Annotated in this window: 25 protein-coding genes; 24 read left to right on the top strand and 1 reads right to left on the bottom strand. The window is 33.9% G+C overall.

Annotation, left to right across the window (positions count from 1 at the left end; genetic code table 11):
• The 12 genes from DFR79_RS05490 to DFR79_RS05545 all read left to right on the top strand — a co-directional run bounded on the left by DFR79_RS05490 (position 1) and on the right by DFR79_RS05545 (position 10,389).
• Positions 1-462, top strand: coding sequence for a type IV pilus modification PilV family protein (locus tag DFR79_RS05490; RefSeq protein WP_133514491.1), 462 nt, complete (start codon positions 1-3; stop codon positions 460-462).
• Positions 455-964: a type II secretion system protein gene (locus tag DFR79_RS05495; RefSeq protein WP_133514492.1), complete on the top strand. Its 510-nt coding sequence runs from the start codon at positions 455-457 to the stop codon at positions 962-964. The genes DFR79_RS05490 and DFR79_RS05495 overlap by 8 nt, the downstream gene beginning before the upstream one ends.
• Before the next feature lie 23 nt (positions 965-987).
• Complete coding sequence (locus DFR79_RS05500) at positions 988-2,559, top strand: hypothetical protein (RefSeq protein ID WP_133514493.1); 1,572 nt, start codon at positions 988-990, stop codon at positions 2,557-2,559.
• 30 nt (positions 2,560-2,589) lie between these two features.
• Positions 2,590-3,681, top strand: a complete 1,092-nt coding sequence (gene pilM / locus DFR79_RS05505; RefSeq protein WP_133514494.1) for a pilus assembly protein PilM — start codon at positions 2,590-2,592, stop codon at positions 3,679-3,681.
• Positions 3,671-4,198: a PilN domain-containing protein gene (locus DFR79_RS05510; RefSeq protein ID WP_133514495.1), complete on the top strand. Its 528-nt coding sequence runs from the start codon at positions 3,671-3,673 to the stop codon at positions 4,196-4,198. Before pilM ends, DFR79_RS05510 begins: the two co-directional genes overlap by 11 nt.
• On the top strand, positions 4,191-4,739 hold the full coding sequence (locus DFR79_RS05515) for a type 4a pilus biogenesis protein PilO (RefSeq protein WP_133514496.1): 549 nt from the start codon (positions 4,191-4,193) through the stop codon (positions 4,737-4,739). The genes DFR79_RS05510 and DFR79_RS05515 overlap by 8 nt, the downstream gene beginning before the upstream one ends.
• A gap of 4 nt (positions 4,740-4,743) precedes the next feature.
• On the top strand, positions 4,744-5,202 hold the full coding sequence (locus DFR79_RS05520) for a hypothetical protein (RefSeq protein ID WP_133514497.1): 459 nt from the start codon (positions 4,744-4,746) through the stop codon (positions 5,200-5,202).
• A 31-nt stretch (positions 5,203-5,233) separates the two neighbouring features.
• Positions 5,234-7,120: a secretin N-terminal domain-containing protein gene (locus tag DFR79_RS05525; protein ID WP_133514498.1), complete on the top strand. Its 1,887-nt coding sequence runs from the start codon at positions 5,234-5,236 to the stop codon at positions 7,118-7,120.
• A 58-nt stretch (positions 7,121-7,178) separates the two neighbouring features.
• On the top strand, positions 7,179-8,396 hold the full coding sequence (locus DFR79_RS05530; RefSeq protein ID WP_133514499.1) for an EAL and HDOD domain-containing protein: 1,218 nt from the start codon (positions 7,179-7,181) through the stop codon (positions 8,394-8,396).
• A 132-nt stretch (positions 8,397-8,528) separates the two neighbouring features.
• Positions 8,529-9,509, top strand: a complete 981-nt coding sequence (locus tag DFR79_RS05535) for a hypothetical protein (protein ID WP_133514500.1) — start codon at positions 8,529-8,531, stop codon at positions 9,507-9,509.
• A 15-nt stretch (positions 9,510-9,524) separates the two neighbouring features.
• Entirely contained in the window at positions 9,525-9,926 is a 402-nt protein-coding gene (locus DFR79_RS05540) for a prepilin-type N-terminal cleavage/methylation domain-containing protein (protein WP_133514501.1), read from the top strand.
• 4 nt (positions 9,927-9,930) lie between these two features.
• A complete protein-coding gene (locus DFR79_RS05545) occupies positions 9,931-10,389 on the top strand; it encodes a type II secretion system protein (RefSeq protein ID WP_133514502.1) in 459 nt (152 codons plus the stop codon).
• 76 nt (positions 10,390-10,465) lie between these two features.
• Here DFR79_RS05545 and DFR79_RS05550 read toward each other — a convergent pair whose 3' ends face one another.
• Positions 10,466-11,242 (bottom strand): helix-turn-helix transcriptional regulator, encoded by a 777-nt coding sequence (locus DFR79_RS05550; RefSeq protein ID WP_133514503.1) that lies wholly within the window; start codon positions 11,240-11,242, stop codon positions 10,466-10,468.
• A gap of 122 nt (positions 11,243-11,364) precedes the next feature.
• On the opposite strand from DFR79_RS05550, the gene DFR79_RS05555 reads away from it, so the two are divergent.
• The 12 genes from DFR79_RS05555 to DFR79_RS05610 all read left to right on the top strand — a co-directional run bounded on the left by DFR79_RS05555 (position 11,365) and on the right by DFR79_RS05610 (position 26,406).
• Positions 11,365-11,940 (top strand): hypothetical protein, encoded by a 576-nt coding sequence (locus DFR79_RS05555; RefSeq protein WP_133514504.1) that lies wholly within the window; start codon positions 11,365-11,367, stop codon positions 11,938-11,940.
• A 181-nt stretch (positions 11,941-12,121) separates the two neighbouring features.
• Positions 12,122-13,003: a branched-chain-amino-acid transaminase gene (ilvE, locus tag DFR79_RS05560; RefSeq protein ID WP_133514505.1), complete on the top strand. Its 882-nt coding sequence runs from the start codon at positions 12,122-12,124 to the stop codon at positions 13,001-13,003.
• Positions 13,004-13,120: 117 nt separating this feature from the next.
• Entirely contained in the window at positions 13,121-14,776 is a 1,656-nt protein-coding gene (ilvD, locus tag DFR79_RS05565) for a dihydroxy-acid dehydratase (RefSeq protein WP_133514506.1), read from the top strand.
• Between the two features lie 409 nt (positions 14,777-15,185).
• A complete protein-coding gene (gene ilvB, locus DFR79_RS05570; RefSeq protein WP_133514507.1) occupies positions 15,186-16,856 on the top strand; it encodes a biosynthetic-type acetolactate synthase large subunit in 1,671 nt (556 codons plus the stop codon).
• Positions 16,857-16,859: 3 nt separating this feature from the next.
• On the top strand, positions 16,860-17,345 hold the full coding sequence (ilvN, locus tag DFR79_RS05575; protein ID WP_133514508.1) for an acetolactate synthase small subunit: 486 nt from the start codon (positions 16,860-16,862) through the stop codon (positions 17,343-17,345).
• A 31-nt stretch (positions 17,346-17,376) separates the two neighbouring features.
• Positions 17,377-18,363: a ketol-acid reductoisomerase gene (gene ilvC / locus DFR79_RS05580; protein ID WP_133514509.1), complete on the top strand. Its 987-nt coding sequence runs from the start codon at positions 17,377-17,379 to the stop codon at positions 18,361-18,363.
• A 31-nt stretch (positions 18,364-18,394) separates the two neighbouring features.
• Positions 18,395-19,915, top strand: coding sequence for a 2-isopropylmalate synthase (locus DFR79_RS05585; protein WP_133514510.1), 1,521 nt, complete (start codon positions 18,395-18,397; stop codon positions 19,913-19,915).
• Between the two features lie 93 nt (positions 19,916-20,008).
• Positions 20,009-21,274, top strand: coding sequence for a 3-isopropylmalate dehydratase large subunit (leuC, locus tag DFR79_RS05590; RefSeq protein WP_133514511.1), 1,266 nt, complete (start codon positions 20,009-20,011; stop codon positions 21,272-21,274).
• On the top strand, positions 21,274-21,765 hold the full coding sequence (gene leuD, locus DFR79_RS05595) for a 3-isopropylmalate dehydratase small subunit (protein ID WP_133514512.1): 492 nt from the start codon (positions 21,274-21,276) through the stop codon (positions 21,763-21,765). Before leuC ends, leuD begins: the two co-directional genes overlap by 1 nt.
• Positions 21,766-22,833, top strand: a complete 1,068-nt coding sequence (locus DFR79_RS05600) for a 3-isopropylmalate dehydrogenase (protein ID WP_133514513.1) — start codon at positions 21,766-21,768, stop codon at positions 22,831-22,833. It abuts the gene before it with no gap.
• A 9-nt stretch (positions 22,834-22,842) separates the two neighbouring features.
• On the top strand, positions 22,843-24,417 hold the full coding sequence (cimA, locus tag DFR79_RS05605; protein WP_133514514.1) for a citramalate synthase: 1,575 nt from the start codon (positions 22,843-22,845) through the stop codon (positions 24,415-24,417).
• A 324-nt stretch (positions 24,418-24,741) separates the two neighbouring features.
• Positions 24,742-26,406 carry a GspE/PulE family protein gene (locus DFR79_RS05610; protein ID WP_133514515.1) on the top strand — a complete coding sequence of 555 codons (1,665 nt, stop codon included), beginning with the start codon at positions 24,742-24,744 and terminating at the stop codon, positions 26,404-26,406.
• The last annotated feature ends 41 nt before the right edge of the window (positions 26,407-26,447 follow it).

The raw sequence follows: 26,447 nt of genomic DNA on the forward strand, positions 1-26,447 counted from the left end.
ATGAGAGTAAATAATAGTAATGGACTGACTTTGATTGAAACAGTAATTGCCTTAACCCTTGTTGTGGTATTAGTGACTGCTTTTGCTGGGGCTATGGCAACAGGATTGAGAAGTGAAAAAAACACAAATGATTTAGATAGGGCAATAAATTTTTCTGCTTCAATTTATGAATATTTTAATCAAAAATTTGAACTTGTTTTATCAAATATAGAATTAAACTCTAATAGTTATGATAATAGTTTGGAAAATTTCAAAAATGAAATTGATAATGGTCAGTTTAATAATATTTATGATAGTCATACTGAAAATTTAGATTATGATTCAGATAATTCTAAAATATTAATTGAAAAAATTAATGAAGATTTAAAACTATATAAAGTTAAACTTATTATTGCTTGGAATAGTGGTAATGGAAATAGTTCATATAAATTAGAAAGTATTTTTGGTGATTCAGATGAATAAAAACGAACACTTATTAGATAACAATGGAATAACTTTAATTGAAATTTTAATGTCTGTGATTATTCTTGGATTAGTTATGGCTATTGCAACTCCAATGATTATTAAAACTTTTAATATAGTTGAGGATAGTTCTGTTAGAATAACTCAAAATAGAATGGCAGACATTATGTTGGAAGATATCAGTAAATATTTTAAGTCTGCAGTTAGTTTTGAAGAAAATACAATAAATGGTTTAGAAATTTATAAATTTGAAGCTTTTTCTCCTCAAGATGGAAACAAAAAAAATTATAAAATTATTGAAACCTCTGACTCTAAATTAGAATTTCGAGAGAATGGTAAATTAATAAGGAAAATTGATAGTGTTGATGATTTCGATATTAATAAAGATAATTCCCCTTTATATATTTTTAAATTAAGAGTTATTAATCAATCTGAGGAAATAATAATAAAACAACTTAATTTGGATGCCAGGAATATAGCTGTTGAAGATGAATATAATTAATCCTCAAGAAAGGGGGATTTGTAATGGTTTATTTAGATAATAATAAAGGTATTGCCTTAATAATGGTTCTATTAATGCTTTTGGTTGTGGGAATTTTGAGTGGTTCTTTATTAGTAGCCTATAATAGTAATATAAGGCAAAGTAGTAATTATACAAAAAAAACACGAGCCTTTTATGCTGCTGAAGGTGGAGCAAATTATTTAAAAGCATATATAAATAATTTTAATGAAGAAGAGGGCAGCTTGGGTTTTTATCTTCCTTATGAATTTGACAATCGTTATGATAAAATTATCGAAGAAATACGAGGTTTTGATGCAGTTGAAATTGGCAGTTATGAAGTTGACTACAATCTTAATGAACTATCAGAAGATACATTTGAAGTAGAGATAACTGCCCGAGATGGGTCCAGCCAGGAGAAAATAATGGCAACTTATCGCATTGCTTCAGAAGGTTTATCCTTTTTTGCTCATGCGTTAGCTGCACGCTCTATAGAACTAAATGGGACCCTAACTCTGGAAGGAGGGTATCCTGGTGCAGATTCTTTTCCTACTATAGCGACTGGCGAAACAAGCAGTGAGTCTGATTTAACTAAGGATAATGTTGATCTACAGGAACTGGTTGGTTGGTGGTTTTTTAGAAGGTATGAATCAATGACAGGTTCTGATTATGATGAAGCTTACGAAAAAACATTTGAATTTTATGGTAATGAAACTGATAAAGAGTTGTATTTACCTGAATCTAATCAATCAGAAGAATTTACTGCTTATGTCAGAGGGATTAATTTTAGAGAAGTTTTGAAACAAAATGGAATTACAAATTATATTATTGGGTATGATGAAAATGATGATCCAGTTACGGTTTCTTTAAGCCAATTTGATTATGCAGATGGTGAATTAGAAACTCAATATGACATTAGTGAAATTTCACCTGATATTGATCCAGATAAACTTGACCTTTCAAATTTCACAGGAGATTTCCCAGAAGATCTGAATGGATACTATGAAGATATGGATGATTTTAAAAATTATTCAAATTCTAATACAGGACCATATATTTATATAGATGAGTTTAATTTCACACCTAGTAGTGGGTGGGATGATTATCAAATCGACTTTACTAACATTAATACTGTTAATACTGGAACAGATGGTGCAGGGGTTGTTCAGATGTATATAAATGATGATATAGATTTTTCAAATACAAATAGTAATATTTATTTTAAATCTAGAACAGAAAAAAGTATACTTGTTCAGTCAGGAGGGTCAGAAATTAATCTTGATAATAATCGGATATTATATTATTCTTCTGGTTATGAGGGACAGATAAAAAGTATAGCCTATTATGCTCCAAATGCAACTATGAGAATTTCCGGGAGGATGCCTGGAACTGGCTGGGGGCAGTCCTATAATGTCAACAAAATTATTATGGAAGATGATGTCACTTTTCCGACTTTTGAATATGATCCAGAAGAATCAGGTTTATATGGAAATATTCATCCTGATATAGCAGGATATTTTGGTGATGAAGATGATAAAGAGTTAGTTAATAAATTTCCTGGAGAAACTTTCCGGATAAAGTGGAGACAAATTAGATAGTAGGATATTTAAATGAAAGGGGATGATTAGATGGCAGTAAGCCCATTATCGCTAATCAGAGGAATAAAATACACAAGTATTGATTTTGGTCATAACAGCATCAAATATTTAAACAGCAGAGTTAAAAACAATAAATTCAAATTACTTGCTTCTGGACGCAGAGAAATTCCTGCAGGAACAATAGATGACGGCAAAGTAGTTGATACTCATCTTTTAACAAAAATTATAGGCGATATATTTAATGAAAAAAATATGGAACCAGGAATTTTAATGATTACACCTGCTTCTGGACAGGAATTCGTTAGAAATATTAAAATGCCTAAAATGCCGAGAGAGGAGTTAAAAGAAGCTTTAATCTGGGAAGTTCAGGATTTTTTAGATCTGGAAGCAGAAAAAATAGCTTTAGATTATATTATTTTAAATGAAAAAGAAGATCAATATGAGTTATTAGTAACAGGTATATCTAAGGATGTTTTAAATGGATATTTAGAAATTTTCGAAAATAATATGTTAAATGTTAAGGTTTTTAATTTAGAAAATATGGCTGTAATATCTTTATTAACAAAGGAAAATAAATTAGAAAACCCAGCCTTAATTTTGGATATTGGGGCCAGCAGCTCTAAAATATTAGTTGCGGCTAAAAACAAATTGTTTCTAAGTAGAGAAGTGGATACCTCAGGTAATAATTTCAGCAACTTATTTTTAAATGAAGAAAATAGTCATGAAGAAGCTGAAATTGAAAAGAAAAAGTTTGAATTTTTTCCCGAGCAGGCAGGAGAAGAGGATCTTAATTTAATGCTCTCTGATATTGATACTGCTGGCAATCTACAAAATAAGGTTAAGGATCTGGCAGATGAAATTATTTTTGAAGTAAATCGATCTCTGGAATATCATAATGAAAGAAATTTAGAAAACCCGGTAGAAAAAATCTATTTAACAGGTGGAGGGTTACTATTAAATGGACTTGTTGATTATTTTAAAGATGAAATAGAAAATGAAATTTTCATTATTGACCCTCTAAAAGAGTTTCAAATAAAAAAAGACTCAAATAAAATTAACAGTTACTTTTTAGCTACTGCTGCCGGAACGATCATTAGTGAGGTGATGCATAATGAGAGTTAACCTCCTGGAAAAAGATGAAGGTCTAAAAATTCAGTGGATGGAAATTGTAGTGGTTTTAATTATTATTTTCACTTTTGCAGCACCTGCTTTTAATTATTATCTTAATTATATTGAAGTAAAAAATTTAGAACAGCGTCAAAGCAATTGGGAAACCAGACTGCAGGCCCTGCGTCCGGAAGAAGAACGCTATTTTCAATTGAAAGAGGAGATAGCTAATTTTAAACTTCCGGAACGAGTAGAACTTGAAAAATATCTTGTTTCTCCTTTTTTCCTGGAGTTTGCAGAAATAATTGGTGATGATATTAGTTTTAATAATTTGGATTACAGCAGTGGCCAGATAAATATTACTGGTAAGGCAGAAGATCTTAGATCTCTATTAGATTTTAGTTCCCGTATTTTTAATTCGGAAGTTTTTTCTATTATTTCTCTGGAAAGATTTCAGAATAATGGACAGTTAGAATTTAATCTAGTAGTAGAACTGGATAATAGGAAGAGTGGGGTGATTTATAATGAGTAATTTATCGACTAGAGAAAAAGTACTGCTTTTTATTTTATTTGTCACAGTAATATTTGTTGCTTATTATTATTTGCTCTATCAACCTATCCAGGCTGAACAGCAGAATTTAAAAAATCAAATAGCCAGCATTCAGAATGAGTACAATACAGTTCTCTCTCATGTTAATCAAATTGAAGATTTGAAAAAAGAACTAGCAGATTTACAGAGGGAAAGAGAAGAACGTCTGGAAATAGTTATTAGAGAAGCGGAAGAAATCCTGGCAGCTATTGGTTTTTTTGCCAGAGAAAGTGATGTTGAGATTAGAAGTTATCAAAAGGGAAATGCTGATAACGGATATCCTTTTACTTTTAATATAGAGGGAGAATATTTTGAGCTGCTTTCTTTTCTAAAAATGCTTGATAACTGGGATTATCGTTTAGTTATAGAAAATTTATCTGCTAATAATATTCAGCAGGGAGATAAATTAATAGGATTAACTCTTAATTTATTTTATCATCAATCAGATGAGTTAAGAGATTTTATAGAAAGAGCAGCGAGGTGATCAAATGAAGCACTTAAAATTGTTATTTTTTATAGTATTAATTATTATATTTAATAGTACGGCCTTTGCTTTAAACCTTAATGTGGAAAGTGAATTAAATGATTTTGCTAAAGGAAATTTATTAAATAAAAATCTAGTTCAAAATTTAAATAATCCTTTTTTTTCAAATGAGAAGATAGAGGAGGCTCCAGAAGAGGAAGTCGAAGTACAGACTCCACCAAATATTGCTGTAGATACTATTGAAACTGGAGCAGAAATTGAGAAAATAGATACTGAGCCTGGAATTATAATAAATGGAGTTGTTTCCGCTTCTAATTCGAGAATGGCTTTACTTATTAGCTACCAGCAGGAAAAACATCTACTTGAAATTGGAGAGAGTCTGGATGGCTATAAGTTTACCGCCTATCAAAATGGAGAGGCTACTTTTAAAAAAGCAGGAAGAGAGATTGAAGTTTTATATTAAATCTTAGATAATATTGATTGGAGGCAAGATAATGATAAAAACAAAAAAAGTTTTAATAATATTTTTATTGATTATGATTTTCTTCTCAGCAGCAGCAGCCGCCGGCCCACAGGATAAAATAGAGAATTTAGATTTTAAAAACACCCATATTGTTGATGTATTGCGGGCAATTGCAGAAGTTGCAGATGTTAATTTAATTACAGACAGCGAGATTTCTGGAAACATAACAGTTAGTTTAAAAGATATTACTTTTCAAAAAGCCCTGGATTTAATTACTCAAACAAGTGCGATCAGTTATAAATGGGATGGAAATACTGTTGTGGTAGCTTCACCTGAGAGACTGGATAATATTTATGCAAATATAGTAACAGAATTTGTAGAAGTTAATTCTAGTGATTTTGATAACATAGGTACTATTGTTAGAGAACTGTTTCCAGAAACACAAATCACCTTAGATCCTACCCGCAGACAGTTTATTTTAAAGGGAGAAAAAGAAAATATAGAGAAAATCAAGCAAATGATAAACCGATTAGATACTTCTAGAACTGTGGCAGAGATTGAAAGTAGTGAGCAAACACAGGCAGTCGAAGAAAAAGAAGTTGAAATTCACACTGAAAGTTATCAGGTTTTAAATGCAGAATTGGAAGATTTGCAGTCTAAGTTAAGAACAGTTAATTCAAACTTGACTTATAAAATTAACCCTTTAACAGAGACAATAACGATTAGTGGAGAAAAATCTTTGGTTAAAGAAGCTATCTCAATGGCCCAGACCTACGATCAGAGTTTAGAGCCGGAAACAAGAAATATTAGAGTTGATTATGTTGATACTGAACAGATAACTGAAATTATGAGTAAATTTTATCCTGATATTAAATTACATGTTAATGCGAAAAGAAAAGAAATTATAATTAACGGAGCTAAAAATAAATTAGACAATGTAGTGGAATTGATCAATGAAATTAACAAACCTCAGTATCAGGTAGTGATAGAAACTCGGGTGGAAGAAATCTCTTCTGAATTTTCACGAGAATTGGGAATTGAACATACTGGAATTTTTAATATCATCAGAGAATCAGAGGTAAGCCCAGGTGGGGAAAATTATATAATAGAGGGGATAGATTTTACCTGGCCGGATGTTTTTAAAGCTCTGGATACTTCTTCTAATACCAGGACACTTGCAAGTCCTAAATTAATGACTTTAAATGGAGAAGAAGCAAGTTTATCTATCCTGGAAGAAGAACCCTATGAGGTGGTTACTACAGATGAAAATGGTGATAAAACCAGCAGCTGGCAATATGCAGAAGCAGGAGTGGAATTGACTTTTACTCCCTGGATAACAGAAAATAATGAAATTGAATTAAAAATTGCACCAACAGTAAGCAGTTTTAGTGAAGTAGGTGAGTCTCAAAGTGGAGAAGGAGAAAGTGCTCCCCCTGCCAAGAAAAGTAGAAGTGTAGAAACAACTCTTAGATTAAAAAATGATGAAACTTTTGCTGTAGGAGGGCTAATTCAGACTGACAGCGAAGGAATGATAACAAAAATTCCTCTTCTCGGTGATTTACCTCTTTTTGGTGAATTATTTAAATTTAGAGAGCCGAGTGATTCAACCAATGAATTAATAATTTTTGTAACCCCCCATATTATTAAATATGGTGATGAAGTAACAACAAAAAATGTAATTAATCCTCGAAGTGAAAAATTGGCTTCGGATGTTCAGAAAGAAATTAAGTTAGATAGAGAAAAGCAGAGTAAAAAGGAAAAAGAATTAGAAAAATCTAGGGAAGAAATAATAAATGAATATTTAGAAAAAAGAAGTAAAACCAGGGAGGAAATTTTAGAATCTTTAAAAGACGATAACAAAGAAAAAGAATATCAAAAATTAACCCCTGAAGAATTAGAAGAAATTTTAAATAACTAAATTAATGAGGCTGAATTTTTCAGCCTCATTTCAATAATACTATCACTAGGGTGATTTTATGGATGCAGTAGTAGCAAAACAACCAATATTGGATAAAAATAAAGAGGTATTTGCCTATGAATTATTATTTAGAGGAGGAGATACTGGTTCAGATAATTTTGATGGAGACAAAGCAACTGCTCAAGTTATTTCAAACACTTTAGAATCAATCGGATTTAAAAATTTAACTGAGGGGAAACCAGCATTTATTAATTTTACCGATAAGTTATTAAAGCAGGGAATACCTGATTTACTAGCTCCTGAAAATGTGTATCTTGAAGTTCTAGAAAATGTTAAAGTTGACAGCCATCTACTTTATGCTCTTAAAACTTATAAAGAAATGGGATTTAAAATAGTACTTGATGATTTTGTTTTTTCGGAAAATCTAATTTCTTTAGTTGAATTAGCAGATTTTATCAAAATAGATTTCTTAGCTATTAGAGGTTCTGCAAGAAAAAATATAATTGAAATTTGTCTAAGTCATAATCCTGAGCTTAAATTTATTGGAGAAAAGATTGAAACTCATGAGGACTATATTATAGCTGCTAAGATGGGCTATGATTATTTTCAGGGTTATTTTTTCATTAAACCCGAAACTATTCAAACAAGAGAAAGTAATTCTTATGAGTTTAGTTTTTTCAAAATGATGGAAGAGCTAAATAAAGCTGAGCCAGAATTTAAAACTTTAGAAGAAATAGTTAAATCTGATTTTTCAATGTCCTACAGTCTGTTGAGAATTATTAACTCAGCTCATTTTGGTTATGATGTTAAATCAATCAGGCAGGCTATAGTATTACTGGGTGTTGATAAATTAAGAAAATGGAGTCTGCTTTATTTTCTTAAGGGTTTAAATAACAATAAACCGGATATCTTGTTTAAAACAGCAGTATTAAGAGCAAATTTTGCAGAAACATTATCTAAATATTTTAGTGATGATAAGTCCAGTAATCTTTTCGTTTTAGGGTTATTATCAGTTATAGATGGTTATTTAGATAGAGATATTGGAGATATTTTAGAAGAGATTTCTCTTTTTGGGGAATTTAAACAGGCATTAATCAGTAGAGAAGGGAAGTTAGGGGATCTGTTGAGTTTGATTGAATCATTTGAAAAGTTAAACTTTAAGCAGTGCCAGCAATATTTAGATAAATATTCTCTAAACTATGATACTATTTCTCGTAAATATATTAATTCTCTGGAGAAAACCGAGGAAATAATTGAGGCTTTTGATAATTACTAATCATTTATTGCTTTAATGTTAAGTATAATTAATAATATAGTGATAGATTGTATAAAATAATTTTGATTATTGTAATAGAAACATGATATAATTAAAGTTGACCTATTAACTATGATTTAAAAAGGAGATATTATGAAACACAATAATCAAGATGGTGTAACTTTAGTAATGATTTTAGTATTACTGGTGGTTACTTTTGTTTTAATTGGCTCATTATTTACTGTGGTTAGAAGTCATATCAATACAGTCTCCAGGGAAGAACTTAATACAAAAGCATTTTATAATGCTGATTCTGGAGTAGAGTTTGTGAGAGCTAATGCGAAGAATATTGATTTTACTACTTTAAATTCGAATCAGGATAAATATTTAAAATTTGACGAGGAAAAGAATTTGATTTTTGAAGAGCCCGAATATTTTTTTGATGGAAACAATTTAGATTTAAATAATTCAAAACTCAAGTTTTCATTAAAAGCAGAGCGAAATACTGGGGTTATTAAATTTACATCAACTGGAAACTATCAAATTAATGGAGAAGAAGTTACAAAAAATATTAATTTTGAGCTGGAATCTAATAGAGAGAATTTCAATAAACTATTTAATGTTCAGGCAAACATTGATGATATCGTGCTAAAAGGAAAAGCTGATGATTTAGATGATCTACTTCTTAACCTGTCTGAAGAAATATATCCAGATTGGGATATTTGGCAGATTTTGAGAGATAAAGCAGACAATTGGTCTGAGATAAAGAAAAACGGTAATTGGAACACATATGAGAGTGTTATTACTAAGGTAGATGGAGATTTAAAATTAAATAACAAAGAAACTTTTGTGAATTCTATTATTTTTGTAGATGGAGATCTGACTATCGGATCACAGACTGAATGGGAAAATTCTCTTATAATTATAAATGGAAATTTGAAATCTAATGGATTTCCGACTCATGGAATTAGTAATTCAGTTTTTTTTATTTATAATACTGATACTATTCATTTAGCTGGTAATTTTCCAGATGATATTGAACAGGGAATTGATTTCAATAATTTGCCTGCTGAATTTAATCAGGTAAAAGATGAGATTTTAATTTTTAGGCTTAATAATTGGCAGCAGGATTAGTAGAGGGAGAAAGATATGAATATATTCCAAAAAGATGGACTTACACTTATTGAAATCATTATCTCATTAACTATAATTGTGATCTTAATTACGGGAATTTATACAGCTTTGGTTGGTTCTCTAAAAAGCGAAGTCCAATTAGATGAACAGCATAAAATTAGAAGAGTAACTAATTCTATAATTGAAAACTTAAAGACAGAAAAATATAGAACAAGATTAAATGATCCAGATATTGTCTGGGATGAAGATGAATATAATTTAAGTGAGTACAATATTAATTTTAAAGATAATGATGTTAATAATACTGATATTCTCATAAATATTGAAAAAAAGGATTTCTCTGATAATTTATATTTTGTAAAAATCACCTGGAAAAATATTAATTACAGCAGTGAAATTTTAATTTCTGGAGATTAAAATTATGTATAAAAGAATGAATTTAAAAAATAATAACGGTTTTACTCTAGTTGAAATATTATTGGTCATCTTAATTCTGGCTGTTGTGATGACTATAGGAGCCACAACATTAATTCAAGTTTTTAATATTGTACCAGAGAGTAATGAAAGAATGTCAACCAGACAGTTAGCTGAAATAAATCTTTCTACGATCGCAACTTATATCCGGAATGCTGAAGAAGTTAATCCTGATAATGATACGATAACTATAAATGAGGATGGAATTTTAAAAATAATTCGACATTCAGATAAGAGTATAAAAAAGAATGGTGAAGTTTTGATAAATGATATTGAAACTTTTTCTATAGAAAAAGATGATGATACAGAGCAGGAAAATCTATATATTGTTACTATTGAAAAGTGCGCCCAGGAAGAATGTGAAGAAAACACTGTATTAACTGAGCAGGTTTTAGTTAGAAATTAAACAAACCAATATAGATTGGTTTTATAGGTGATATAAAAGAGAGTTTTGTTAATTTTTCTGGCAAAATTCTCTTTTTTTATCTGACTTTATAAATCAAACTGACTAACTCAGTTCTATTCTTAACCTCAGTCTTATTAAAAATATGGCTGAGGTGTTTTTTTACTGTATTAATAGAGATAAATAAGTCCTGGGCAATTTCCTGATTGTTTTTACCTTCAATTAATAATTTTAACAACTCTTTTTCCCTTTCAGTTAACTGAAATTTTTGCCCCGCTTTTTCTAAAAGTCCATGTCTGTTTTTCTGAATTTTTCTTTCTAAATTATTTATTATAAATAATTTATTAAGCTGATTAGAACACTGCTGGCTGATTAATTTGAGATAAAGCAGATCTTTAAGCGAAAAGTCATTATCATTCTTGTCGCGAAAAAGGCTAATCGTACCCAGCAGTCGTTCTTGATGATGAATATCAATTCCACAGGAATAATAAAGATTATTTTTTTTCAAAAAATCGGTGAAATACTCTGTTTTAACCCATTTTTTATAATCCATAAGATCAGTGCTTCTACTCGGCTCTATTTGATTAAAGGCTATTTCCCTGATTGCATCAATCTGATAATAGTAACTATTGTAAGCATTAAGAGCCTGGTTATTTACATTGAGGCAGACCGGACTCTCAATTATCTCTTCATTTTCATCAAAAAGAAAAAAATTTGCTGCATAAAAGGGTATTAATTTATTTAATTTTTGCAAAAAATAATAGGAATAGTTATTTAAATCAGTTATTTTTCCTGTTTCATAAATAAAACTAAAAATATTTTTCCAGTCAATCTTATAATTACTATTATTTTGCAAAATAACCTCTCCTTAATATTATACTTTTGGGTAATATAAATTATTTTTAAAAAATGTTATTCTGGGTATATAATTCAGGATTTTTGTAAAAATTCCTGCAAAAAATAAAGGAGGAAGTATTTATGAGTAGAAAAAGTTTTGTGGTGGGATTAGTTTTATTATTTGTATTTATTTTAAGTAGTGGGGCTTCTGCACAATTATTAAACTTTTATGGTTTAGATAATATGCTGATGTCCGACTGGCAGTTAGATTACATAAGACCTCTAGAACCTGGTGAATTAAAAAAGGGAGAATTCAGATTAAGTCCTGTAATTGGGAGAGTTAATTCAGGCAGAGAAAGAGATATTTTTGATTCATCTTCTGATGAATATGATTATGAGAATGGGACAAATGCTTATTTTTTAGTTTTTGATACAGCTTTAAGTGATAATTTAACCTTTCATAGTAAATATGTCTATCAACCCTGGGAAAAATATACATATAATGACTATATGGATAGTGATGAGTCCCGAAGCAGCTTAATTGATCTATTTATTAATTATGAATTTAAAGAAGATAAAACTATGTTTTTTGGTTATAACAGGACATTAAATAAAGACAAAGAATATGATGACCTGGATAATTTAGAGTACCAAACTGAAACAACAAATAATATTTATTACTTAGGTTTTGAAATTCGCGGTTCGTTTCTTAATTAATAAAATTTAGTAATTAAAACTGCTCCCTTTAAACGGGAGCTTTTTTCTTGTCTAAAGCTTGACATTTTAATCATTAAACTATATAATTTATAAGCAATAAATATTAAATAAAATGCTATCTCTATAATAAAAAAGTTTATACTTTAATTAAAATTCAAATAAATTCAAGGAGGACAAAGTAGTGAGTAGAAATATTTATTTAAACGGAGAAATTGTCCCGGAAGATCAGGCAAAGGTTTCAGTTTTTGACCATGGTTATCTATATGGTGATGGTATTTTTGAAGGCATCAGAGCCTACAATGGTCGTGTCTTTATGCTGGATGAACATATTAAAAGATTATATGAGTCAGCAAAGACTATTATGCTCGATATTCCTCTAAGTAAAGAAGAAATGGAAACTGCAATTTTAGAGACTATCAGAGCCAATGAGTTGAGAGATGCTTACATAAGAGTGGTAGTTTCTAGAGGAGAAGGAGATCTAGGGTTGGACCCCCGGAAGTGTCCAGATCCAACAATTGTAATTATTGCCAGTGCCATTCAGCTTTATCCAGAAGAACTATATGAAACAGGTTTAAAACTGGTAACTGTACCAACTCGGCGCAATGGACCGGAGATGGTTAATCCAAGAATTAAATCTTTAAACTATTTAAATAACATTATGGCCAGAATTGAGGCCAATATGCAGGATGCACCGGAAGCTATCATTTTAAATAGTGATGGTTATGTTGCAGAGTGTACAGGAGATAATATTTTTATAATTGATGAAGATACTCTCTATACACCACCAAAGTATGCAGGGATTCTAAAGGGAACAAAAAGAGAAGTCGTACTTGAAATAGCGGCAGATATGGGATTAGAAGTTAGAGAAGAGCTATTTACAAGACACGATATCTTTAATGCTGACGAATGTTTCCTCAGTGGAACTGCAGCTGAAGTTATTCCAGTAGTTGAAGTAGACAGCCGTAAGGTTGGAGATGGTGAGGTTGGAGACAGGACAACAGCATTAATTGCTAAATTTAGAGAAATTGCAAATTCAACCGGAAAAGAAATATATGCCGATTAATTAGTAAACTGTGGCTCCACATTAAATTAATAGCTATATTTTAGATAAATAAATTTCAAAAGAAATATAATCGAGCTTTTCAATAAAGAAGCAGCTAGCAGTATAAGGAGGAATAAAATGAGAAGTGATAAGATTAAAAAAGGTATCGAAAGAGCCCCTCATAGATCTTTACTCTATGCACTGGGCCTTGATGATGATGATATAAATAAACCTTTGATAGGAATTGCCAATTCGGCAAATGATATTATTCCCGGCCATAAACATCTTGATCGAATTAGAGATGGGGTTGAACATGGAATTACAGCAGCCGGGGGAACAGCAATGAGTTTTGGTACAATCGGTGTCTGTGATGGAATTGCTATGGGTCACAGCGGGATGCGTTATTCCCTGGCCAGTAGAGAAATCATTGCTGATTCGGTTGAGGCAGTAGTCAATGGACATCAGCTGGATGGACTGGTTTTAATACCAAACTGTGATAAGATTGTGCCGGGAATGATGATGGCAGCAGCTAGACTCGATATTCCAGCAATTGTAATCAGTGGAGGACCGATGGATGCCGGCAGTCACTGTGGTGAGGCAATTGACCTGCACAATGTATTTGAAGCAGTTGGTTCAGTAACTTCCGGAGAAATGGAAGCAGATGAACTGGATCAGATTGCACGTTCTGCCTGTCCTGGTGTAGGCTCCTGTGCTGGTATGTTTACAGCTAATTCTATGAATTCGTTAGCAGAGGTTTTAGGACTGGCTTTACCGGGGAATGGAACTATTCCAGCAGTTAAGGCTGATCGAATCAGACTTGCCAAAGCAGCGGGAAAAGCAGTGATGAGACTGGTCGAAAATGATATTCGGCCCTCTGATATCTTAACCGAAAAATCTTTCGAGAATGCGATAACAGTTGATATGGCTTTAGGCTGTTCTACCAATACAGCTCTGCATTTGCCCGCAATTGCTCATGAGGCAGGAATAGACCTTCCTCTGGATAAATTTAACGAGATTAGTGATCAGGTACCACATATCTGTTCTTTAACTCCAGCCGGAAAAAACCATATGGAAAACTTAAACGCAGCCGGTGGGATTCATGCGGTAATTAATGAACTGGTTAAAGGTGATTTAATTAATTTAGACACTGTCACAGTTACAGGTAAGTCCTTGAAGGAAAATTTAAAATCAATTAATTTTGTAGATCATGAGATTATTAGACCATTAGATAACCCATACCACGATCGTGGTGGCCTGGCTATTTTAAAAGGTAATTTAGCTCCTGAGGGCTCAGTTGTAAAAAGAGCAGCAGTAGATGCTAAAATGATGGAGCACCGCGGACCGGCAAGAATTTTCAGCAGTGAAGAAGAATCGATTGCAGCCATTAATAAGGGAGACATTAATCCCGGTGATGTTGTAGTTATAAAAAACGAAGGACCAAAAGGTGGACCTGGAATGAGAGAAATGCTTTCTCCAACTTCTGCTTTAGCAGGAATGGGACTTGATGACAGTGTAGCTTTAATCACTGATGGTCGTTTTTCAGGTGCAACCAGAGGAGCAGCAATCGGGCATGTTTCTCCAGAGGCAGCAGCAGGAGGACCAATTGCAGCCTTAAAAGAGGGAGATATTATTCACATTGACATGGATAAATTTATTCTGGAAGTAGAATTAACAGAAGAAGAATTAGCAGCCAGAATGGAAAATGTAGAGCCTTTTGTACCTGATGCCAGCGGTTATTTAAAGCGTTATGCTAAATTAGTTGGCTCAGCTTCTAAGGGAGCAGTACTTGATTAAAAGTAAAATTGCTTTAAAATTTAATAATTAACAAGTTAATTAAAGTTATTTTGCAAAAATGATTGATAAAAGCACTAAAATTTAGTATAGTAAAAATATAAATAGAATATTAAATGAAGTTATGAGTATAGTAAGTAGTAGAGAAGGGTCGGCTTCATTTAAGAATTTTATAAATTGAGAAGAGTAAAAAGTAGTTTTTTTCGTTAGCTTCTGGCTAATACACTGCAGAACAGTTGGGAATTCATTTAACTAGCCTATTAAATAGGAAGTTTGTTGAATTTTCAGACGATAATTCTCAATTTAGGTTCTTAGATAACTTTCTGCCCTGGATAATTGTATTCAGGGCTATTTTTGTATCTATTTATATTTCTAACGTTTTATTTTCCAAAATCACAGCGGAGGTGAATCTATGCCAAAATTAAATGGTGGAGAAATAATTATTGAATCATTAAAAAAAGAAAATGTTGATGTTGTTTTTGGCTATCCAGGAGGAGCTGTAATCAATCTGTATGATGCTCTGTATAATTCAAATATGAAGCATTATTTAGGAAGACACGAGCAGGGGGTTATTCATGCAGCAGATGGTTATGCCCGCAGCAGCGGCAAAGTTGGAGTTTGTATTGCTACTTCTGGTCCTGGTGGAACCAACCTGGTTACCGGACTTGCCAATGCTCAGATGGATTCTATTCCTTTAGTTGCTTTTACAGGACAGGTTTCGAGTTCTTTGATTGGTAAAGATGCTTTTCAGGAAGCTGATATTACGGGTATTTCTTTGCCAGTTACCAAGCATAATTTTCTGGTTACAGATATTAAAGATCTGGCAAGAACTATTAAAGAAGCATTCTATATTGCTCGCACAGGTAGACCGGGACCGGTGCTTATTGATCTGGCAAAGGATGTAACTCAGGCAGTTGCAGAATTTGATTATCCGGAGCGGGTTAATCTGCCTGGCTATAAGCCTACATTTGAAGGCCATAAACTGCAGATTAACAAAGCGGCAAAAGCAATTAATGACGCCAAAAAACCACTTTTATATGTCGGTGGTGGAGCCGTAATCTCAGGTGCTCAGGCCGAAATTAGACAAATGGTAGAAAAAGCAAAAATACCAATAACCACAACTTTAATGGCTTTAGGAATTTATCCTGAAGATCAGGATCTGGCTTTAGAAATGTTAGGAATGCATGGAACTCAATATGCCAATAAGGCTACACTTGAGACTGATCTTTTAATTGCAGTTGGAGCTCGTTTTGATGATCGGGTTACCGGAAAACTGGAGGAATTTGCCTCTCAGGCAGATATTATTCAGATTGATATTGATCCTGCAGAAATAGGTAAAAATCTTGATGTTGAGGTTCCTATTGTGGGAGATGTTAAAAGAGTTCTTAAAGAGCTTCTTCCTTATATAGAAGAGAAAGAAAATGGAGCCTGGCAGCAGAGAATAAAAGAGCTGAAAGAAAAATATCCTCTTAAATATGAAGATGATGATTCAGAAACAATTAAACCTCAGTATATTATGGAAGAAATTGATAAATACACAAAAGGTGATGCCACAATAGTAACTGAAGTTGGTCAGCATCAGATGTGGGCTGCACAGTTCCATAAATATAAAAAACCGCGCCAGTTTATTACTTCAGGTGGTTTAGGAACAATGGGGTATGGACTGCCGGCAGCAATTGGAGCTCAGATTGGGCAGCCTGAGGAAAAGGTTGTGCTGATAGCTGGAGATGGCAGTATACAGATGAATATTCAAGAACTGGGAACAGCTCAGGCCTATAACATCCCTATTAAAATTATTATCTTTAATAATAAATATTTAGGAATGGTCAGGCAGTGGCAGGAATTCTTCTTTGATAAAAGATATTCTTCAACTAAGATTCCAGCACCAGATTTTGTTAAAATGGGAGATGCTTATGGGATCTGGTCTAAAAGTGTGGATAAGAAATCTGAACTTGATGCGGCACTTAAAGAAGCAATGGAACATGACGGACCAGCTATTCTTGATTTACACATTCCAGAAGAAGAAAATGTTTATCCAATGGTACCAGCAGGTGCCGGCTTAAAAGATATGATAGGAGGATAATTTATGACACATATTTTATCAGTTTCCGTACTTAACAAGCCCGGTGTTTTAACCAGAATTGCCGGACTCTTTAGTCGGCGGAATTTTAATATTGAGAGTTTAAATGTTGGTAAAACTGAAAATCCAGAAATTTCCCGGATGACAATTGTAGTTAATGGTGATGAAAAAGTATTAGAGCAGGTTACCAAACAGCTGCACAAACTGATTAATGTTTTAAAAATAACTGAGCTGGATAAAAATTCAATTGTGGAAAGAGACTTAATTTTAATTAGAGTTAAGTGTACCCGCAAACAGCGTTCAGAGATTATTCAGATTGCTGATACATTTAGAGCTCAGATTGTTGATGTGGCTCCTGATAGTTTAATGATTGAAGCTACAGGGACCGAAGATAAGCTGGAAGCTCTAACAGAACTATTGAGGGATTTCGGTATTGCAGAATTTGTAAGGACAGGAACAGTGGCCTTAAGTAGAGGTCAGGCAGCGAAATAAAAATATAAGAACATAAAAGGAGAAGATAAGAATGGAAATATATTATGATAAAGATGCAGATTTAAAGTACTTAGAAGATAAGGTAGTTGCGGTAATTGGATATGGCAGTCAGGGACATGCTCAGGCTCAGAACTTAAAGGACAGCGGTCTTAATGTTGTAGTTGGGTTAAGAAAAGAAAGCTCCAGCTGGCCGATAGCAGAAGAAGATGGTTTTGAAGTACTGACAACTGCAGATGCAGCAGCTAAAGCAGATTTGATTCAGATTTTAATTCCAGATATCAAGCAGGCTTCAGTCTTTAAAAATGATATTGAACCAAATTTAGAAGATGGAAATGCCTTAGTATTTTCACATGGTTTAAATATTCACTATGATCAGATTGTACCTCAAAAAAATGTTGATGTCTTTATGGTAGCACCCAAGTCACCCGGACATTTAGTGCGCAGACTCTATGAAGATGGTAAGGGTGTTCCCGGCTTACTGGCCGTATATCAGGATTATACAGGTAAAGCATATGACTTAGGTTTAGCCTATGCTAAAGGAATTGGCTGTACTCATGCCGGAGTTATCGAGACTACCTTTAAAGAAGAAACTGAAACTGATCTTTTTGGTGAGCAGGCTGTTTTATGTGGAGGAACAACCGCATTAGTTAAGGCAGGATTTGAAACTCTAGTTGAAGCAGGTTATCAGCCTGAAATTGCTTATTTTGAAGTTTTAAATGAGTTAAAATTAATTGTTGATCTGATGTTTGAAGGCGGAATTTCTACAATGCGTGATTCTATTTCTGATACAGCTCAGTACGGAGATTTAGTTTCCGGTCCCAGAATAATTGATGAGCATGTAAAAGAAAATATGCAGGCAGTTCTGGAAGATATTCAGACAGGTAAATTTACAAGAGAGTGGATTTTAGAAAATCAGGCAAATCGACCTGTATTTAATTCTTTAACCGAAAAAGACGAGAATTCTCAGATAGAAGAAGTTGGACGTAAATTAAGAAAGATGATGTCCTGGATTGAGTAATTATCCGGACAGACTAAAGGTGGTGAAATAAATGGCAAGTGTTAAAATATTTGATACAACCCTGAGAGATGGTGAACAGTCACCGGGTGTAACGTTAATTCCCGAGGAAAAACTGGCGATTGCCAAACAGCTGGCCAAAATGAAGGTTAATGTTATTGAGGCCGGATTTCCAATTTCTTCAGATGGTGATTTTAATGCAGTCAAGATGGTCGCTGAAAATGTAAAGGGAGTTGAAGTTGCTGCTCTGGCAAGATGCCGCAAGGGCGATATTGATCGAGCCTGGGAAGCAGTTAGAGATGCAGAAAACCCACGTATCCATGTTTTTATTGCGTCTTCTCCAATTCATTTAGAATATAAACTTCAGATGACAGAAGATGAGGTTTTAAATAATGCCGTTGAAGCAGTTAAATATGCAGCTCAGTATACTGATAATATAGAGTTTTCTGCAGAAGACGCTTCCCGAAGTGATATTGATTTTCTGGCCCGACTTTTTGAAGCAGTAATTGAAGCCGGTGCTGCAGTAATTAATATTCCAGATACAGTTGGTTATTCTGTACCTTCCGAATTTGGTCAGATGATCAAAGATGTGAGAGAGAAGACTCCTAATATTAAACAGGCAGAAATTAGTGTCCACTGCCATAATGATTTAGGTCTGGCAGTTGCCAATTCTCTGGCAGCAATCGAAAATGGTGCTACTCAGGTTGAGGTGTCCGTTAATGGTATTGGCGAAAGAGCTGGTAATGCAGCTTTAGAAGAAATTGTAATGGCTCTTTACACCAGACAGGACTATTATGATCTGGATGTGACTCAGGATACAACTCAGATTGCCCGTTTATCCAAATTAGTTGCTAATTCTACCGGTATTTCTCTGCAGGCTAATAAGGCAATTGTGGGAGCTAATGCTTTTGCTCATGAGGCAGGGATTCACCAGGATGGTGTGATTAAAGAAAGAACTACCTATGAGATCATGGATGCTAAAACGATCGGTCTTGATCACAACAAATTGGTTTTAGGAAAACATTCTGGCCGTCATGCACTTAAAGACTTTCTGGAGAAATATGATTATGAGCTTGACGAAGAGAGTTTTGAAAGTTTCTTTAAACGGTTCAAAGACCTGGCAGATAAAAAGAAAAATATTAGTAATGCTGATATTATTGCTCTGCTGGACAATGAATTATATGATTATGAAAAGATCTATGAGCTGGAATACATTTCAGTTTTAACCGGTAAAGGATTACTGCCAACAGCTACTGTGAGATTGAAAAAAGAAGGAGAAATTATTCAGTCTGCAGCCTGTAACGGTGATGGCCCTGTTGATGCTATTTTCCAGACCATCAATGAACTGACCGATATGGAGGATATTAAGTTAATTTCCTATAAAATTGATGCAGTTACAGAAGGTAAAGATGCCCTGGGAGAGGCCTTTATTGCCGCTGAAATTGAGGGCAAAATATTCACCGGTCATTCTTCTCAGACTGATATTACTGAGGCCAGTGCAGCAGCATATATTGAAGCAATTAATAAATATCTTGTATATATCAATAATAAATAAATTAATTACAGCCTGAGCTTGCTCGGGCTGTTCTAAAAATATTTTCAAACATCTATAATATTATAAGGATTTTAAGAGGAGTGATTTAATTAAATGGGAATGACAATGATAGAAAAAATTCTTGCTGCTCATTCGGATCAGGATGCGTTAAAACCTGGAGATATAGTAAATGCCAGAGTCGATATGGTTTTAGGTAATGATATTACAACTCCGGTAGCAGTTGAAGAATTTAATAAAATTGGTGTTGATAAGGTTTTTGATAAGGAAAAAATTGCAATTGTACCTGATCATTTTGCCCCAAATAAAGATATTAAGGCAGCAGAACAGGTAAATATGATTAGAAAATTTGCCAGGAAACATGAGATTACAAACTTTTTTGAAGTAGGACAAATGGGTATTGAACATGTTATTTTACCGGAAAAAGGTTTAACCCTGCCGGGTGAAATTATTATTGGTGCTGATTCTCACACCTGTACTTATGGTGCCTTAGGTGCACTGGGAACTGGAGTTGGAAGTACTGATATGGCAGCAGCGATGGCAACAGGTAAAGCCTGGTTTAAAGTACCTCCGACAATTAAATTTGTTTATAAAGGGAAACTTAAACCTCATGTCAGCGGTAAGGATTTAATCCTCTACACAATTGGTCAGATTGGTGTTGATGGAGCCCTATATAAAGCCATGGAATTTACAGGAGAAGCGATTGACAACCTGTCTATGGAAGGTCGAATGACAATGTCCAATATGGCAATTGAAGCTGGCGGGAAAGCCGGTCTGATTGCAGCAGACGAAAAGACTGAAGAATATCTCAAAGGAAGAACTCAGAGAGATTATACTGTTCGTAATGCAGATTCTGATGCAGAATATGAGCAGGTTATAGAAATTGATGTCAGTCAGATTGAACCTCAGGTTGCTTTTCCAAGTTTACCTGAAAATACTAAAGGTCTTGATGAAATCGAGGAGAAGATTGAAATTCAGCAGTCAGTAATCGGTTCCTGTACTAATGGCCGGATTGAAGATTTAAGAGTAGCTGCTGAGATTTTAAAAGGTCAGAAAGTTAACGAAAATGTACGCTGTCTTGTCTTCCCTGGATCACAGGCGGTTTATAAACAGGCAATGAACGAAGGCTTATTTGATATCTTTATTGATGCAGGAGTAGCTGTTTCTACACCTACCTGTGGACCCTGTTTAGGTGGACATATGGGTGTTTTAGCTGAAGGCGAAAAAGCCATTTCTACCACCAATCGTAATTTTGTTGGTCGGATGGGATCTACCGGAAGTGAAGTATATCTTGCAAGTCCAGCTGTAGCAGCAGCATCAGCAATCAAAGGTTATATTGCTGGTCCAGAGGAGGTTAAATAATGGTGTTTAAAGGTAAAGTATTTAAATATGGAGATAATGTTGATACAGATGTAATTATTCCGGCCCGCTATCTAAACTCGGCAGATCCAGAAAATTTAGCGGCCCACTGTATGGAAGATATTGACGAAGATTTTGCAGATGAGGTAAGTGAAGGCGATATTATTGTTGGAGGTAAGAACTTTGGCTCCGGTTCATCCCGGGAACATGCTCCTTTAGCAATTAAATATGCCGGAGTTTCCTGTGTGGTAGCAGAGAGCTTTGCCCGAATTTTCTACCGCAACTCAATTAATATTGGTCTGCCAATCCTGGAATGTCCGGCAGCTGTTCAGGCGACAGAAACCGGTGATCAGTTAGAGGTAAATATTGATCAGGGTCAGGTTAAAAATCTGCGGACAGGTAAAACTTATCAGGCAGTAGCATTTCCGCCTTTTATGCAGGAGATTATTAAAGACGGCGGTCTGATTGAACATGTCAAAAAGGAGCTGGTATAGATGAGTAATATAGCATATATACCGGGAGATGGAATTGGAGAAGAAGTTACCCGTCAGGGAATCAAGGTTTTAGAATACTTAGATGGTACTTATAATCTGGGTCTTAAATTTGAAAAATTTGATCTGGGTGCGGAAAGATATTTAAAGACCGGTGATATTCTACCTGATGATGTTTTAAATAAACTGGAAACATTTGATTCAATCTATCTGGGAGCTGTTGGTGACCCGAGAGTGGAGCCTGGAGTTCTGGAAAAAGGAATTTTGCTCAAGCTCCGTTTTTACTTTGATCAGTATGTAAATTTGCGCCCGATTAAATTGTATAAAGAAGAATTTTCTCCGCTAAAGGGTAAGGGAATTAAAGATATTGATTTTACAGTAGTTAGAGAAAATACCGAAGGAATTTATGCCGGTATTGGTGGTTTTCTTAAGAAAGATACCCCGGATGAAGTTGCAACTCAGGAGATGATTTCTACCCGTAAAGGTGTAGATAGAATTATAAAATATGCTTTTGAATATGCTCAGGAGTTTGGAAGAGAACCTAAATTAACCGTTTGTGATAAAAGCAATGTTTTAACCTACGCTCATAATCTCTGGCAGCGCTCATTTAAAGAAATGGGTAAAAATTATCCTGAGGTAGAGCAGAATCACTTTTTAGTTGATGCAATTACAATGAAGATGGTCCGCAATCCTGAGATCTTTGATGTAATTGTTACCTGCAATATTTTTGGTGATATTATTACTGATCTTGGGGCAGAAATTCAGGGTGGAATGGGAATGGCTGTTTCCGGTAATATTAATCCGGACAGTATCTCAATGTTTGAACCTGTTCACGGAAGTGCCCCTGATATTGCCGGTCAGAACATAGCTAATCCGCTGGCAGCTGTTTTAGCAGCTGGAATGATGCTCAGAGAACTCGGCTATGGTAATCTGACACCAAAGGTGGAAGCTGCTGTTAAGGATGCTTTAGAGAAGGATATGGTAACTGCTGATCAGGGTGGAGATTTAAGTACAGATGAAGTTGGGGATTATCTGGTTCAAAATCTCAAAAGCAAAGAGGAAGGTGAGTAGTGATGACTAGTGGGATTAACACTTTATGATACGACTTTAAGAGATGGTTCTCAGGGAGAAGGAATTTCTTTATCACTTGATGATAAATTGAGAATTACCAGACAGTTAGATCGTTTCGGCATTGATTTTATCGAAGGAGGCTGGCCGGGTTCCAATCCTAAAGATGAGGCCTATTTTAGAGAAGTTCAGAATATGAACCTTGAGCATGCCGAAATTACAGCTTTCAGTTCAACCAGGAGAGCCAACATTAAGGCTGTAGAAGATCCAAATATTTTAAAGCTGGTTGAGGCAGGGGTTGATTATGTAACAATTTTTGCTAAAAGCTGGGATCTTCATGTTACAGATGCTCTGCAGATTCCTCTGGCAGAAAATATTGAGATGATCAAAGATACAGTTTCATTCTTAAAATCAAAAGGGCTAAATGTCTTTTTTGATGCTGAACATTTCTTTGATGGTTATGTAAATAATCCTGAATATGCTCTAAAAACTATAAAAGCAGCAGCTGAAGCTGGAGCTGAGCTTCTGATTTTATGTGATACTAATGGGGGAATGCTTCCCTCACAGATGACTAAAATTATGCAGGAAGTAAAAGCAGAGATTGAGACTCCTCTTGGTATTCATGCTCATAATGATAGTAATCTGGCTGTTGCTAATTCACTTGCTGCCTACGAAGAAGGTGCTGTCCAGGTTCAGGGGACAGTCGGGGGTCTAGGTGAACGCTGTGGTAATGCTGATTTATGCAGTGTGATTCCAGCCTTACAGTTAAAGTACGGAGAAAATGTAGTTTCAGATCAACAGCTTAAGCAGCTTAAACCTCTATATTTCTTTGTTACCGAAACTGCAAATCTGATTCCGATTAATAATAAGCCATATGTCGGGAAAAGTGCCTTTACTCATAAGGGTGGAATTCACGTCAGTGCTGTCCGTAAAAATCCGCATACTTATGAGCATATTGAACCCGAACTGGTTGGTAATGAGCGGCGGGTGCTGGTATCAGAGCTGGCAGGAAAGTCCAACCTGCGCTATAAATTAAAAGAAATTGGTTTTAATTTAGATGATTTTTCTAATCAGATGATCAAAAAATTAATTAAAAAAGTTAAGGTTCTGGAAAATGAAGGTTATCAATTTGAGGGAGCAGAAGCTTCACTGATACTTTTAGCTTTTAGAGAGTTTAAAGATTACAGATCTTTCTTTGAAATTGAAGATTTTAGGACTAACAGTGTTAATCGAGGTAATCAGACCTATTCCGAGGCTGTTGTTAAAATGACAGTCAGCGGAGAAAAGGTCCACATTGCGGCAGATGGTGATGGTCCTGTTAATGCTTTAGATAACTGTTTTCGGAAGGCTCTAGTTTCATTTTATCCCGAAATAACCGAAACTAAGTTAATTGATTATAAGGTTCGTGTTTTAAATGGAAATGACGGGACAGCAGCCAAGGTAAGGGTTTTAATTGAAACTGCTGATCTGGAGAAATCATGGACCACCGTAGGGGTTTCGACAAACATTATTCAGGCATCCTGGGATGCTCTACTGGATAGTATTGAATACTGGCTCTTAATTGAAGATGGGATAAGTATTAATTAATGGCAAATATTATTTTAATAAAAAAATAATTATTTAAAGATTAACAGCTGTGGGATGATTTCTGCAGCTGTTTTTTTATGCGATAAATTATCATTATTAATAGTTTTGTGTTTTGATTCACTAATAAAATAGATATTATTATACATTTATTTACAATAATATAGTTATTATTTTATAAAAAAAGAAAAAAATTACAAAATTATGCAGGAATATCTCTGAGGGCCGCGAATATAGAAACTAATCAATAAATTTTAATAATTATAAATATTTTAAAAACTAAACTAAGATTGAAAATAATTAAATTTAGAGAAAGAGAGTGTTTTTATGCAGAATTTTTGTGAATATTTAAATAATAAATATCATTTTTCTCCAGCTGTCTGGACAAAACTGAAGTTTTTTGCTAAAAATAAAAAAACAAAATTAGTAATTGATTATCTTAAAAAAGAGAAAATTATTACTGAAACAAAATTACTACAGGCCATGTCCTCTTATTTTGAACTTGAACTGTTTTGTAATTCAAAAATTAAACTTGCTAAAAATAATGCTCTGGCGCTGAAGTTATCTCAGGTAAAAAAAGATCAGATTTTGATAATCAATCAGAGTTCAAAACTTATTTCTTTTGGCAGCATTTATCCACCTGATTTATTTTTAGAGGAAAAACTAAAATTTAAATTTAAAAGCAGAATAAAATTTTATTTGATGTCAGAAAATGAATTTAAAGAAGCAGAAAATTTTATTTACAGCAGTTATTTTCAGGTTAACCAGCAGGAGCTTTTAGAAGATTTAGGAGATTTCAAAAAAATAGACAGTCGCGATATAGATAGTTTAAAAAATATAGTTGAAGATGCTCCGGTTGTAAAACTTCTAAATAAAATTTTAACTGAGGCAATTTCTTTAAATGCCAGTGATATCCATCTTGAACAGAAGGAAAATCAGTTTAAGGTGAGATATAGAATAGATGGTATCTTAAAAAGTTATTATAATTTACCTGCCGAAATAGCTGCAGCTGTTATTTCCCGGATTAAAATTATTTCGGCAATGGATATTACTGTCCGCCACTTACCACAGGATGGGAAAATGGAGTTTAAGTTTCAGGAAACAGATTATGATATAAGAACTTCTGTGGTCCCGACAGTCTATGGAGAAAAAGCTGTATTGAGACTGCTCTTAAGAAATGAAAAATTATTGACAGTTAAAGAATTAAATTTTAACAGCTGCAATTATGAGAGATTCAAAAAAATATTTAGTTTCAATTCTGGTATTATTCTACTTTCAGGTCCTACTGGAAGTGGGAAAACAACTACCTTATTTTCAATTTTAAATCAGCTGGCCACAGAAAGCAATAATATTATTACAGTCGAAAATCCGGTTGAATATAAACTGGAACTTTTAAATCAGATAGAAATTAATGAAGCCCAGGGGTTAAATTTTCCAATGATTTTAAGGTCAATTTTAAGACAGGACCCTGACATTATTATGATTGGAGAAATTAGAGATCAAGAAACTGCAGAAATTGCAGTCAGAGCTGCAGTTACAGGACATCTGGTTTTAAGTACTATTCATACTATTGACAGCATTTCTGCAGTTAGCAGGCTGATTGAGATGGGAATACCATCTTATTTAATCAGCAGCACACTTAATGCTGTCGTAGCTCAAAGGCTGCTCAGAAAGCTCTGTTCTGAGTGCAGTCAAAAAACTAAACTCAGTCAGCAGGATAAAAAAATTTTTCATCAGGAAAAAATTGACTATATCTATCAGGCTGCTGGCTGCAGTAACTGTGATGATGGTTATAAGGGTCGAACACCGGCAGCAGAAATTTTATTGATCAATGATCAGTTGAGAAAACTAATTAGTCAGCGGGCAGATTATTCTCTACTTAAAAAAGAGGCACTGGCCTCAGGAATGCTGACCCTTACAAATTCTGCTCTTCAGAAAATGAAAAAAGGAATTACAACCAGAGAAGAAGTTATGAGAGTAATTGAGTTTTGATTTACTAACTGGAGGAGATAACAATTTTATTTAGAAAAAGT

Origin of the sequence: Halanaerobium saccharolyticum (assembly GCF_004362045.1) — a bacterium.
Lineage (GTDB): Bacteria > Bacillota > Halanaerobiia > Halanaerobiales > Halanaerobiaceae > Halanaerobium > Halanaerobium saccharolyticum_C.

Bases quoted from the DNA above. Each gene is read 5' to 3' on its own strand.
- DFR79_RS05490 (WP_133514491.1), top strand. From the start codon at position 1: ATGAGAGTAAATAATAGTAATGGACTGACTTTGATTGAAACAGTAATT.
- DFR79_RS05495 (WP_133514492.1), top strand. From the start codon at position 455: ATGAATAAAAACGAACACTTATTAGATAACAATGGAATAACTTTAATT.
- DFR79_RS05500 (WP_133514493.1), top strand. From the start codon at position 988: ATGGTTTATTTAGATAATAATAAAGGTATTGCCTTAATAATGGTTCTA.
- pilM (WP_133514494.1), top strand. From the start codon at position 2,590: ATGGCAGTAAGCCCATTATCGCTAATCAGAGGAATAAAATACACAAGT.
- DFR79_RS05510 (WP_133514495.1), top strand. From the start codon at position 3,671: ATGAGAGTTAACCTCCTGGAAAAAGATGAAGGTCTAAAAATTCAGTGG.
- DFR79_RS05515 (WP_133514496.1), top strand. From the start codon at position 4,191: ATGAGTAATTTATCGACTAGAGAAAAAGTACTGCTTTTTATTTTATTT.
- DFR79_RS05520 (WP_133514497.1), top strand. From the start codon at position 4,744: ATGAAGCACTTAAAATTGTTATTTTTTATAGTATTAATTATTATATTT.
- DFR79_RS05525 (WP_133514498.1), top strand. From the start codon at position 5,234: ATGATAAAAACAAAAAAAGTTTTAATAATATTTTTATTGATTATGATT.
- DFR79_RS05530 (WP_133514499.1), top strand. From the start codon at position 7,179: ATGGATGCAGTAGTAGCAAAACAACCAATATTGGATAAAAATAAAGAG.
- DFR79_RS05535 (WP_133514500.1), top strand. From the start codon at position 8,529: ATGAAACACAATAATCAAGATGGTGTAACTTTAGTAATGATTTTAGTA.
- DFR79_RS05540 (WP_133514501.1), top strand. From the start codon at position 9,525: ATGAATATATTCCAAAAAGATGGACTTACACTTATTGAAATCATTATC.
- DFR79_RS05545 (WP_133514502.1), top strand. From the start codon at position 9,931: ATGTATAAAAGAATGAATTTAAAAAATAATAACGGTTTTACTCTAGTT.
- DFR79_RS05555 (WP_133514504.1), top strand. From the start codon at position 11,365: ATGAGTAGAAAAAGTTTTGTGGTGGGATTAGTTTTATTATTTGTATTT.
- ilvD (WP_133514506.1), top strand. From the start codon at position 13,121: ATGAGAAGTGATAAGATTAAAAAAGGTATCGAAAGAGCCCCTCATAGA.
- ilvB (WP_133514507.1), top strand. From the start codon at position 15,186: ATGCCAAAATTAAATGGTGGAGAAATAATTATTGAATCATTAAAAAAA.
- ilvN (WP_133514508.1), top strand. From the start codon at position 16,860: ATGACACATATTTTATCAGTTTCCGTACTTAACAAGCCCGGTGTTTTA.
- ilvC (WP_133514509.1), top strand. From the start codon at position 17,377: ATGGAAATATATTATGATAAAGATGCAGATTTAAAGTACTTAGAAGAT.
- DFR79_RS05585 (WP_133514510.1), top strand. From the start codon at position 18,395: ATGGCAAGTGTTAAAATATTTGATACAACCCTGAGAGATGGTGAACAG.
- leuC (WP_133514511.1), top strand. From the start codon at position 20,009: ATGGGAATGACAATGATAGAAAAAATTCTTGCTGCTCATTCGGATCAG.
- leuD (WP_133514512.1), top strand. From the start codon at position 21,274: ATGGTGTTTAAAGGTAAAGTATTTAAATATGGAGATAATGTTGATACA.
- DFR79_RS05600 (WP_133514513.1), top strand. From the start codon at position 21,766: ATGAGTAATATAGCATATATACCGGGAGATGGAATTGGAGAAGAAGTT.
- DFR79_RS05610 (WP_133514515.1), top strand. From the start codon at position 24,742: ATGCAGAATTTTTGTGAATATTTAAATAATAAATATCATTTTTCTCCA.